This window comes from Paenibacillus sp. 7541, from assembly GCF_002276395.1.
GTDB classification, from domain to species: domain Bacteria; phylum Bacillota; class Bacilli; order Paenibacillales; family Paenibacillaceae; genus Paenibacillus_AQ; species Paenibacillus_AQ campinasensis.
Genome location: NZ_NQLZ01000001.1, coordinates 203,754 through 215,608 on the forward strand (window position 1 = coordinate 203,754; position 11,855 = coordinate 215,608).

Annotated in this window: 9 protein-coding genes; 2 read left to right on the forward strand and 7 right to left on the reverse strand. The window is 53.0% G+C overall.

Going from position 1 to position 11,855, the window contains the following annotated elements; all coding sequences use genetic code 11:
• Nucleotides 1-3: 3 nt before the first annotated feature.
• Nucleotides 4-339 carry a hypothetical protein gene (locus CHH75_RS00940; RefSeq protein ID WP_095397216.1) on the reverse strand — a complete coding sequence of 112 codons (336 nt, stop codon included), beginning with the start codon at nt 337-339 and terminating at the stop codon, nt 4-6.
• Between the two features lie 193 nt (nt 340-532).
• Between CHH75_RS00940 and CHH75_RS00945 the strand changes: the two genes are divergently transcribed.
• Complete coding sequence (locus tag CHH75_RS00945; protein WP_095397217.1) at nt 533-1,156, forward strand: DUF1796 family putative cysteine peptidase; 624 nt, start codon at nt 533-535, stop codon at nt 1,154-1,156.
• A 314-nt stretch (nt 1,157-1,470) separates the two neighbouring features.
• On the opposite strand, the gene CHH75_RS00950 is transcribed toward CHH75_RS00945, so the two are convergent.
• Nucleotides 1,471-3,120, reverse strand: coding sequence for a cellulase family glycosylhydrolase (locus CHH75_RS00950; protein ID WP_217989063.1), 1,650 nt, complete (start codon nt 3,118-3,120; stop codon nt 1,471-1,473).
• Between the two features lie 427 nt (nt 3,121-3,547).
• Here CHH75_RS00950 and CHH75_RS00955 point away from each other — a divergent pair, with 427 nt between their 5' ends.
• Nucleotides 3,548-4,561 carry a LacI family DNA-binding transcriptional regulator gene (locus CHH75_RS00955; RefSeq protein ID WP_095266070.1) on the forward strand — a complete coding sequence of 338 codons (1,014 nt, stop codon included), beginning with the start codon at nt 3,548-3,550 and terminating at the stop codon, nt 4,559-4,561.
• 15 nt (nt 4,562-4,576) lie between these two features.
• Here CHH75_RS00955 and hprK read toward each other — a convergent pair whose 3' ends face one another.
• From hprK to CHH75_RS00980, 5 genes are all read right to left on the reverse strand, one after another.
• Entirely contained in the window at nt 4,577-5,494 is a 918-nt protein-coding gene (gene hprK / locus CHH75_RS00960) for an HPr(Ser) kinase/phosphatase (protein WP_095266069.1), read from the reverse strand.
• Nucleotides 5,495-5,687: 193 nt separating this feature from the next.
• Nucleotides 5,688-7,463: a glycoside hydrolase family 2 protein gene (locus tag CHH75_RS00965; protein ID WP_095397218.1), complete on the reverse strand. Its 1,776-nt coding sequence runs from the start codon at nt 7,461-7,463 to the stop codon at nt 5,688-5,690.
• A gap of 82 nt (nt 7,464-7,545) precedes the next feature.
• Nucleotides 7,546-10,020 carry a family 43 glycosylhydrolase gene (locus CHH75_RS00970; protein ID WP_255222923.1) on the reverse strand — a complete coding sequence of 825 codons (2,475 nt, stop codon included), beginning with the start codon at nt 10,018-10,020 and terminating at the stop codon, nt 7,546-7,548.
• A 5-nt stretch (nt 10,021-10,025) separates the two neighbouring features.
• Nucleotides 10,026-10,862 (reverse strand): carbohydrate ABC transporter permease, encoded by an 837-nt coding sequence (locus CHH75_RS00975; protein WP_095266067.1) that lies wholly within the window; start codon nt 10,860-10,862, stop codon nt 10,026-10,028.
• 12 nt (nt 10,863-10,874) lie between these two features.
• Nucleotides 10,875-11,768 carry a carbohydrate ABC transporter permease gene (locus tag CHH75_RS00980; protein WP_095266066.1) on the reverse strand — a complete coding sequence of 298 codons (894 nt, stop codon included), beginning with the start codon at nt 11,766-11,768 and terminating at the stop codon, nt 10,875-10,877.
• Nucleotides 11,769-11,855: the final 87 nt, after the last annotated feature.

An 11,855-nucleotide genomic window follows, 5' to 3' on the forward strand; every position in this document is an offset into this window, starting at 1 on the left:
CCTTTATTCGATAATGCTGAAATTCGGATTGGAGAAGACTGCGACCAGCTGCCCCTGGTTTTTGGCATGGACCGTAATGACCGTGGAGTGCGAGTAGTTAATGTTGGTGACCAGCAGCAGACTGAAGCTCAGATTGTGATTGGCCACCTCCGGAATAACAACGGTTGCTCCGACACCGACATGAGTCAAGCTGACATAATAGACACCGTAAGGATTATAACCGTGAATCAGAACGTCAAAGGGGTCTGGCCCCGCATTCGTAATCGTGATATCAACAGATTGAATGTATCTGGAATCGATGACTCCATGTTCAACCGCGTCCAATCGAAATATGGACATTGAATTCCCCCCTGGTCATCACTTAATGATTACTATCAGGGTATGTACCGCATATGGCATGTGTAAGGGCATATCAACCCGGCCAATATCCATTTGTGCGGTAGCGCTGGCATGTTAGTCCACGCCTCTTCGCGCCTTTCGGCATTCAATAGAATATAACTTCACTGCCAAGAAAGGATCAGGTGAGAGTGCGATGAACCTTGCGGATCTTAAGGTTCCTTACAACGCCATTTTCAGCCTAGGGAACAACTGTATTCCCGCTATTCAGCTTCGCAAGAACGGACTGCGCAGGTTCGCGGGCCCGCTGGACTGGATGGGCACGCCATTTCTGCCTCAGGTGATTAGACTGCTGCAAAATCGGTTTGTCGGGTATCTTGACTATACGAAACTGCAAGTCGTCGATCAGGTAAGCTCGGAGCTGTACAACGTTCGGGATCAGGAATACGATCTGTTCATGAATCACGACTTCCATGTCAATGCCGATTACCCTCCATACAAGCTCAGCTATCCTGCCGTGAAAATGAAGTATGACCGCCGCGTCGACCGCTTTCTTCTGACCCTGCAGCAGCCCGGCCGGTATTTGTTTATCCGGACCGACTCGGACATTCTGCATGTCAGGGAACTGGTGGAGGTGCTGCGCGGTCTTGTGGCCGGCGAGTTCCGGGTGCTGCTCGTGAATCATATGCCCGTCCCTGAACTGACATGGGTGGAGAGCGGCATGAATGAAGTATGCTGGCTGCATATGCCGAATCAGGAAATCTGGGAGGGCAATAACTACCGCTGGTCCTTTATTTTCCAGGGCATGTCGCTCGCATGAGCGGCACTGTGGTGTTGAAGACCGACCGTTCATCGGTTTAACACGCGCAGGGGATCCACCATTCGCCGGTTCTTTCACAACATCGTTAATCGTTAAGGAACGTCTGGAGCTGGCGAAGGGCCACATGTGGTTACCCTATGGGCGATCGACCGCCGTCTTGCAGCGTCCCGCAGAACAACGCCCCGGTCAATCCTGACGGGCAGGAATGACCGGGGCTTCTTGTCACCGCTCTTATTCAGACTCTGAATTCAGGGCTACGTTCAGGACTTACGCTCAGAGCTTACAAGCTTACGCTTCAGTAGGTTCCATTCCGATTAGTGCGAAGGTTGGATGAAGAATGTCTCCCATGCGCCGCCTACCGAGTCGCGGTTCGCATACAGCACGCCGTCTCTGTCAAGGTCTGCGGTGACATATTTTCCGTTCGCTACAGACTTCAGCGCATAGAGCCCGCTGCTGATCTGCTCGCGGGTAAACTTCTCCCAGGTCGAGGCATAGGTGGCCGAGGCAATGAGTCGTCCGCCATTGTTCAGATCAGCCTGCACAAACTTGTTGTTGCTCATCGACAGAAGCGATACCGTTCCATCCGCATGCTCGATGATCTTGAACCGTTCCCAATCCCCGTCCGTGTCGCGGTTGGCCACAAGCGGCGCAGCCCCGGCATTCTCGGCGCTGACAAACTTGCCATTGGCATTGGCTTTCAGGCTGGACCAGCCTACCGTAACCGGAGCGGTGCCGGTATGTCTTCTCACCACATTCAGAAACGCCGTGTTGCTGGCAAAATGGTTTGTGGTGAAGCGCGTCCATTTGGCTGCGATTGTATCGGCGCTGTCGGTATCCAGGTTCGGAGCCGGATTATTGTTATTATTGAAATAGCCCCAGTTGCCGCCGCCTTTAACCTTGTAACTCCAGTTCGTCCAGGAGGCGTTCAGGTTATTCAGGCCGGACAACCATTTCTCCGTCAAATCATGCTGACCGAAAGAGAATTCGCCGGCAAATACAGGCACGTTCCAATTTTTCTGATGTGTCGCCAGGTCTCTCAGCCAACGATCAATCTCCTGGTTTGTCATCTCCCAGTTGTTATAGTCGGTGAACTGGTAGTGATGCGTCTGGTACATCACATTTTGCCAGCCGTATGTGCTCGGCGGATAAGCGGCAAACCAGTCGTGGAAGGCTGCGATAATGATTATGTGATCAGGGTCCTTGGCGCGAACAGCCCGGTACATCCGGTCATAGAACTCCATCTTCTGCCGGATCTGCGTTGAGTTCTCCCCTGCTCCCAACGAGACGAGCGGTTCATTCAGAAGATCGTAGGCTGCTACGGTCGGATTGCCTTTGTAGCGGGTGGCGATACGCTCCCAAATCTGGATGGTCCAGTTCTGGTAGGTGGAATTGGTCCACAGCTCATTGGCATTTTCCCGTCCGCAGGAATGCCATGGACAGGCTGCGCCAGGGGCTCCGTGAAGATCCAAAATGACATACAGATTGCGCTGGCCAGCTTCCGCAATCAGCCAATCCAGCTTGCGGAAAGATACCGAATCGGGTTTCATCACGCCGTTTGTATTCATGAAATCCTCCCAGTAGAGAGGAACCCGAACCACGTTCATGCCCCAATTCCGGATATTGTCGAGGTCACTCGCCTGAATCCAGTGATCCTGATATACATTAATCAGCGACTGTGCGCCGGCTTCGCCAAAACGATGGATCAGCGTTCTCCGCAGCGTGTATTCGTCCACCGCTCCGGACGGCGTCATCCATTCCTCCTGCAGCAGCCATCCCCCAAGGTTCGTGCCGCGCAGATTGACAATGCTGCCATTGCCTGAATTGTTTCGCACAACGGTCCCGTTTGCCTTCAGAAAATCGCCGGGCCCAAAAGCAGCATCGGCTGTCGGCGCACCGATAACTGAGGCAAACAGACCTAGCAGCAGGCTGGTACATAACAGAATGATTTTGCTTTTCTTGAACACAATAACGCCTCCCCAATATGAAAGATCGAATTCGCTTGAAGACTGACCCTGCAGCTTGATGAATGATAACACCCGGAAAACCAGGACGTTACAGGACAACGCTTCCCGCCCTCCTGAAAACCCCAAAGACGGTTTTCGTATACTGATTATGAAATCGATTTCAATTCAAAGCAATGTTGGAAACCGGATTTCTCCTGATCGGGAAAGAATTGACGCTAACCCAAACGTGAAATCGATTTCATAAATCAGAAGCCTTGCGAATCATCACACTTACATCCTCCCGTGATCCCCTCCTTTCTTCCATCGATTCATACATCGACGTTATGCAAGATTGCGCTTCTGCTTATTTCTCTTGTTGTAATCGTTTTCAATTCACATTATAATAGAATTACAATAATTGTCAATCATGGGTTTGGAGATGTGAACGATGGATGTCAAAATCGTGGATGTGGCCATGATCGCCGGTGTCTCCCCTGCTACCGTCTCGCGTGTGCTGAATCATACCAGCAAGGTCAGTGCCCGCACCCGGGATAAAGTGATGCGGGCCATTGAAGAGCTGGGCTATCACCCGAATGCCGCAGCCAAAAATTTGCGTTCCCAGAGAACGATGACCATTGGCGTCATTGTTCCGGATATCAATAATTCCTATTTCGCCGAGATTATCAAGGGCATAGAGAATATCGCCTACGCTCAGCATTACAAAATCATTATCTGTGATACGCAAAACCAGAAGGAACGTGAGGCGGAATATCTGAACCTGCTGCTGGACCGGACAATCGACGGCGCTATCATCCTCACCCCGCTGGTCGAGGATCAAGAGCTGATCGAGCTCGCCGATAAAGGATACCGCCTTGGCGTCGTGGGCAAATATGTCAAGCATGATCAGGTTCCTTGCATTTATACGGATAATGTGAAATTTTCGCAGGAAGTAGTGCAGCACCTGGTTGATCAGGGCCACCGGGATATTGTGTTCTTGAGCGGTTATGCCGATGCAGTGGACAGCTACGAGCGCCTGGAAGGTTATCTGAAGGCGCTGCGCAGCCATCACATTCCGTTCCGGCCGGAGCTGGTCGAGAACGGAAACTTTAACGAACAAGGCGGGTATGAAGCGATGAAGCGGCTGTTCGAGAAGCGGCTGTCTTTTACGGCTGTCTATGCGGCCAATGACGAGATGGCGCTGGGTGTATACCAGGCTTGTGCCGAATACGGCATGCGCATTCCGGATCAGCTGGCCGTTGTCGGGGTGGATAATAATCGGATCAGCCGCTACATTCAGCCAACTTTAAGCTCAGTGGATCAGCCGAAATATACGATGGGTGCTATTTTGGCTGAGAAGCTGATTGATATGATGAATCACAATGAGTTCGCTCACCAGCGAGTATTCAGGATCGACTCCACCCTGCTCATCCGGGAATCCTCGGCCTATCAGCGCAAGAGCTGAGAAACATAACGCTACCTATGACTGCATTTCATTCTGGATGCGGCTCATGAAGTCTTCCGCCGCACTGTAGCCGAGCTGTTTCAGGTACCAATTGTTGGCGGCCGCCTCGATCAGACCGGCTACATCCCGCCCAGGCTGAAGCTGGACTTCAAGATGCGGTATCTGAATGCCTAAATATTCGGTGAACTGAGGCACGACCTCCAGCTCGTTGTTCAGCGCATTCTCCCGCCATGGAGACAGCTCGATATCGAGCACGATGCGAGTCTCGTCCTGGAACGCGGTGCGCCCGTATTGACGCACCACATTAATCAGACCGACGCTTCGCAGCGCCAGGAACTCACGGGACGTCTGATTATGGGTGCCAAGCAGCGTCGTCGGCCCCAGCTTTTTAAGCACAACAATATCGTCCGCTACGAAGCGATGCCCTTTTCGAATCAGCGTATGCGCGGTTTCACTTTTGCCAATGCCGGACTTCCCCCGAAGCAAAATTCCGATTCCCGCTACGTTCACGCACACGCCGTGAATCGACATCTCCGGGGCGAGCGCCTTCACTAAATAACCGTCCAGCTTGGCGATAAACTCTGTCGTTGTCTCGGCTGTCCGCAGCAGCGGAATGCCTTCCTGTTCACAGAACAGCGTCAGATAGTGAATCTCCTCCTGGCCTGTCGTAACAATGAAGCAGGGCGGATGATATTTCACAATATTGCCGATATGCAGCTTGCGCTCCTCCACGCTTCTGGTCAGCAAATAGTTGATTTCCTTCCGTCCAAGCACCTGCACTCGCTCCATGGGAAAAAAATCAAAGTATCCGACAAACTCCAGGCCCGGCCTGTGCGACCTAGGACGGGTAATGATCCGGTCCAGACGATCGGCGCCAGTGAGCACCTCCAGTTGAAAAGTATCCTTTATGTTCTGAACGGTAATGGACTTCATGTGTCTCCCCCTCTGCGGCATATTTTAACTTTTATATTTACATAATTGTGTTTCCAATACAAATACGAGCCGGAGGCGAACCTGGTTACGCCATCATAAACGACAAAAGAAGCGGGGGATCATTCCCCGCTTCCCGGTTCGCTGCTGCAGCTGATCATCTGGCCCTTTGCGGCGCAGACACGCTGGACTTGAGCTATTTTTTCAGGTTGATGCTGCGAATCGCTTCCATATTCACCTTCGGCTGGCGATCAATCGTCAGCAAGCCGTTCACTTCCTGCTGCACATCGGTAATTTGGGTATAGCAGAACCCGCATACGTAAGGCAAATCTTTAATCGCTTGCGTCACCCCTTCATACCGCTTCAGGAATTCCTCTTCGGTTCGCACCTGATTGCCATAACCCCAGCCCTCTTCGCTCGTAAAGGCGATGCCGCCATATTCGCTGATGATAACCGGCTGACCACGATAGCCATATCCTTGCGCGAAAGGATAACGATTCTTATTATGAGCAAAGTCGTTGCTTAAGAGCGCCTCTTTGTCCTGATAGCGTTCGGCCAGATCGGCGCCAAGCTCTTCATAATCATGAAGCGTAATAATATCCGAGATCGTATGCTCCCACCCGTCATTGACGATAACCGGGCGCATCTGGTCAAATGCTTTCGTCAGATGATAGATCGACTCTGTAAACTGCTGCTGCTTGCGGTTGGTGGCAATATCCGACACCCCCCACGACTCATTGAAAGGCACCCATGTGATGATGGAAGGGTGATTGTAATGCTGGCGGACCACCTCCATCCACTCTTTGGTGAAGCGCTCGACGGCATCGTCACCGAATTCAAAGGTCGATGGCATCTCCGACCATACGAGCAGCCCTTTACGGTCGCACCAATATAAGTAACGGGGATCCTCCAGCTTCTGATGCTTGCGCACTCCGTTAAATCCGAGCGCCAGCGTCTTGTCGATATCCTCCAGAATCGCTTCCTCAGATGGAGGTGTCAGATGCGTGTCTTCCCAGTACCCTTGGTCAAGCAGCAGCCGCTGATAGATTGGGGAATGATTCAGGATCACCTGATTCCCGGCAATGCGGATGTTCCGCATGCCAAAATAGGAATACACCGTGTCGATCGGCTGTCCATCCTTCTTCAGGATCATCTCGACGTCATACAGAGCCGGGTGGTTCGGATGCCATGGTCTGATCTTCCACTCGCCCACGGCTTCATTCACGACACTCACATCAACGGCTACGGTTCCGCGCTCCACATTCGTCTCGATGGAACGGATCAGCTTGCCGTCAAAGCGGACCGTTGTCAGAAGCGACAAACCGTCAACATCCGCAGTCCCAAAGCCACCCAATTCGTAAATGAAATTGGCGGATCCGCGTTCCAGTTCGGGTGTAATTTTCACGCGGCTGATATGAACCGGATGCACGAACTCCATCCACACCGTCTGCCAGATCCCGGTCGTCTGCACATACCAGCAGCCGAAGCTGTTCGGCGTCCACCGCTGCTTGCCCCGCGGCTGCGTACAGCTGCTGCTGTCTGTGGCACGAACCGTAATCCGGTTCTCCCCGCCAAGCTTGACCGCTTCTGTAATATCAAACGAAAAGGCTGCATATCCGCCCTCATGATTTCCGATATGGCGGCCGTTTACCCACAGCGTTGTCTCGTAATCAACCGCCTGAAAGTGAAGGATGACCCGCTTGCCCGCCGCCTCTGCAGGGACGGACACGGACCGTTCATACCATACGCATGGATGGAATGATTCATCGCCGATGCCGCTCGCCTTGGTCTCGTAGGTGAACGGAACCGTAATTTTCCGGTCTGCCTGCAGTCCTTCGTACCATCTGCCGAGCTCTCCCTCCTGGCTGTCATCAAACCGGAAATCCCATTGGCCGTTCAGGTTCTCCCATTGCTCACGCACCAGTTGAGGTCTGGGATAATCTTTTATATACTTGTGCGAATTTGTCGTCATCGTCTTCCACTCTCCATCTTTTTTATTTGTTGAACGATTGATGTACTGCATGCGCTTCTGCATGTATTCACCATTCGCGCAGTTACTTCGTTTTTACGGACTCCACATCGATATCTCCAAGCTTGATCTGCTCGGCATGAACCGAACGGATGCCAACCCGTCCTTGCAAGAATGATGCGGCATCCCGGAAGATCATCACCGGCTCCGATTCATCTTGGACATAAACCCGGATTGAATCCCCGATAGCCTCAATCTGCAAGCGGACAGGCTCTCCGGCAGGAAAGGAAGTCTTGACGCTGTGCAGCAGCTCGGAATCGTACTGATGTTTGTACAGCTCCAGCTTCGTTGCGCTCACGGCTAGGAAGTATCCCATTAGGGAATCGCTGACCTGATCCCGGAACTCCGATTCATGGCTCACCCGGAACAGAACCCCTGCCTGCCCGGCAGGATCATCACCCAGCGTCACCGTGGTCCGGATGCGATAATCAGTCCACAGATGGCTTCCTCCGTACATTTTCACATCGCCATCCTGGGCGCCGATATAGCCGTCACCTGTCTCAAGCCATGTGCCATGGACATCCTCTGCGCCAGCTTGCTCCAGCAGCCGTTCATGCTTGAACGGTTGATCATCGATGCGCTCAACATCCATCGTCTTCCACTCCAGCTGGCCGCTATTCAGCTGCACTGTAATGGTGTGCAAGCCTTGTTCCAGCTCCAGTGTTCCGGCCCGGATCTTCGCCCAGGATTCGCCCTCAGAGAAATGACGGCTGTCCACCGTATAGGTTCCGGCTTTCCGGTCATCAACCTGCACCTGGATGGATGAAGGCTGCTCCGCTGCCCTAACTGTCAGATCCAGCGCATACTTGCCGGTCTCTGACACATTCACGGCATATCGCAGCCAGTCGCCTTTATGCGACAGCGTGGCTGCATAGCTGCCATCCTCCGCAAGGGTAATCGTTGTGCCATCCGAACGGCGCCACTGGCTGGTCGTTGATGGTTCACGGACCGAGAACCCTCTGTTCTCTCCGCTTAAGTAATGAACCGCTTCAATGCTGCCCGGAAGAGGCTTCACTGTTTCGAAGTCGCTGCTGCCGGAGGCGACATTGGAGAAAGCCGTATAGGACAAGCCCGGCTCGCCTTGCGCGTACTGATACCCGATTTTGCCTGGGCCAAAACCTGAGGCCTCCGCCGATTCATCCAGCTTCAGCAGCCCGTCCACATAGATCCGCAGCTGTTCTTCTCCTCGTTCCACGCGAATCGTATGCAGCTTCGTCCAGTCCATGTCCTCGGGAAGCTCTGACGTAGCCAGCGAGCTGCGATGGCCGGCCTCCACTCGGCCTATGGACACAAGATTGTGCTGCGGATCAAGCGCAACGAATCCGTAATGCAGCTCATCCTCATAGGCGAATAGCATGTCTACTGACGCCGTGAATGGCGTCAGATTATATTCCGCTGTGTAGATCTGCTCCGTGCTCACCTTGCTTACGATCATCGTTTTGTCGCTTGACGCCACCTGTTCCCACACGCTCGAATCGGGAGCGCCCTCATTCAGCCTGCCGGCAAAGTCAGGCCCCTTTGGTACAGGATGTGCATAGTTGGTTGGGCCAAGAACCTCCATCTTGTCGCCATTGAATACAAGCCTATCTATGTTCATGCGGCGCACCGGCGGGCCTTCCTGAGATCTTCCGATCAAGTTATGGTACACAAGATAATAAGAGTCCAGATCCGGTCCCATCACAGTAGAGCTGTGTCCGAGTCCGTAGAAATCGTCCGTCGTGCTGATCACGAGCGGGTTGTTGGACGGGGCTGTGTAGGGTCCGAGCGGCGAATCATGGGCGATCGCGTAGTGAATGCGATAGCCTTTGCTGAACACATGATTGCCCGTATAGGTTAAGAAATACGTGCCGCCGCGCTTGATGATCATCGAGCCTTCCGTCCAGTGGCCCAGATAGACCCCAGGAAGTGTAACACCGACGCCAAAATCTGCCGGGCCATTCATCGGTACACCGACAATACCGGAGGATCCAGCATGCGTGAACAACCAGCTGCCGTAATCGTCAATGAAGACCGAGCCGTCAATGCTCATACCGACATTGTCCGTGATTCGCTCAAACGGTCCCGTCGGCGATTCGCTCCGAAATACATAATGTCCCTGCCCGGCTGGGGAGGTGTACAGATAGAACCATCCATTCCAATAGTTGACCTCCGGCGCATAGGCCCCGGTGGACACCGGATCCTCCGTTACCATCCCGGCATAAGTCCAGTCGATCAGATTATCGGACACCCACGCCTTGATGCCAGTCCGGTGATCCTTCGTGCTGACATACAGATAGTAGCGGCCGTCATGCCGCAGCACATACGGGTCGCCGTTGCCATAATCCTCCCATTCTTCCTCTAAGGATGGAAAAGGATTGGCATACATTTCACGATATTTGTCCATATTCACCGCCTCCGGTTTCGCGCTTGAATCACATCCTGACAATGCGAGCGCTGCTGCTAATCCCAATGTTCCGAGACTGCGGATAAACGGCCTCCGTCTCGCCTTGCTGATCTGCATCCGCCTCACCCCTTGATTCCGCTGATCGCCATCGATTCAATAAAGTATCTTTGGCAGAAGAAGAACACCACGATCACCGGCAGCATCGCGATGACGGCCGCAGCCATAATCATCGGATAATCCGACTGGCCGATGTACATCGCCTGCATGGAGGCGATCAATACCTGTATCGTCTGCTTCTCCGGCGTATGCAAGTAGATGAGCGGACCGAGAAAATCGTTCCAGATGCCCATAAATCCAAGGGCTGCCTGAGCGGCAAGCGCCGGCTTCATCGTCGGCAGCGCGATTTTGAAGAAGATGCCCGGGAAGCTGCAGCCGTCGATCTTGGCCGCCTCGATCAATTCCGTAGGCAGCGCGCTCTGTAAATACTGCCGGATGAAGAAGATAACAACGATATTGCCGAACAGCCCCGGCACGATCAGCGGCAGCAGCGTATCCACCCAATCGAGCCTGGAGAAGCCGATATATTGCGGAATCATGACTACCGAATACGGAATCATCATCGTTCCGAGCAGCCCCAGAAACAGCACGCCTTTGTAAGGAAATTCGAATTTTCCGAACGCATAGGCAGCCATGGCCGAGACGAGCATGCCGACGGTCAGGACAATGACAACGATGATCAGACTGTTCATGAAGCCGTATAGCAGCGGCGATTCCAACCAGACGCGCTCATAGTTGCTGAACGTGATCGGATCAGGAATCCACTGCGGAGGAATTTCAAATACATTTCGCCGATCCTTCAATGAAGTCGAGATGGTCCAAATAAACGGCGCAATCATAAAAATTGAACCGAACAAAAGCAGCAGCAGCGACCAGAGGTCCTTCCATTGTTCCCGTTTCACAAGATCACCCCCCTAGTCCTGGTAAACCCATCGGTTCGAAAGCTTGAATTGAATCAGTGTCACGACAAAGATCAGCAGGCCGAGCACCCAGGCCACCGAGCTGGCATAGCCCATGTTGAAGTATTTAAAGGCGTGCTGGAAAATGTAATACACAACGGTCGCGCCGCTGTACTCCGGTCCGCCGTCCACCGCCAATACGTAAATTTGGCTGAACGACTGGAACGCTCCGATGATCCCCATCACAATTACAAAAAAATGAATCGGCGTCAGCAGCGGGATCGTAATCCGCGTCAGCTTGTGCCAGGCTCCGGCGCCATCGATTTCCGCAGCTTCATAGTACGTCGACGAGATCGATTGGAGACCTGCAAGATACAGCACCATGTTGCCTCCGATACCGCCCCACAGCCCGATTAGAATAAGCGAAGGCTTCACCCACTCCGGCTTGCCCAGCCAGTTCGGACCCGTAATGCCGAACGTTTCCCATAAGAAGTTGTTCAGCAGGCCGTAATCCTGATTCAGAATCCACTGCCACAGCAAGGATACGGCAATAATGGGCGAGATGACCGGCAAATAGTAGATGGTGCGCATGAACGAGATGCCTGCAAATTTGCGGTTCATCAAGATGGCCAGCAGCAGCGACAAGACCATGCCGATCGGAATGCCGATCATCAGGTAAATGGTGTTGTACATGGATTTGTACACTTTTTCATCGCCCAGAAGCTCCTTGAAGTTCGCGAACCCCACCCACTGTGGATCAGACAGCATATCCCATTTATGAAAGCTGATATAGATTGAGAACAAGATCGGCACCAGACCGAACAATAGAAAACCGAGAACGGGCGGGGCGACGAATAAGTACAGCCACACCCGTTCCTTTCTGCGATAACCGCTAAGCTTCATTCCCATATTCATTCCACCTTAGCCTGTATTCATCATGACAGGACGTGACCCGGTGGGAAGCACCGCCGTCCGGCTATGAAGCAGCCAGATCAA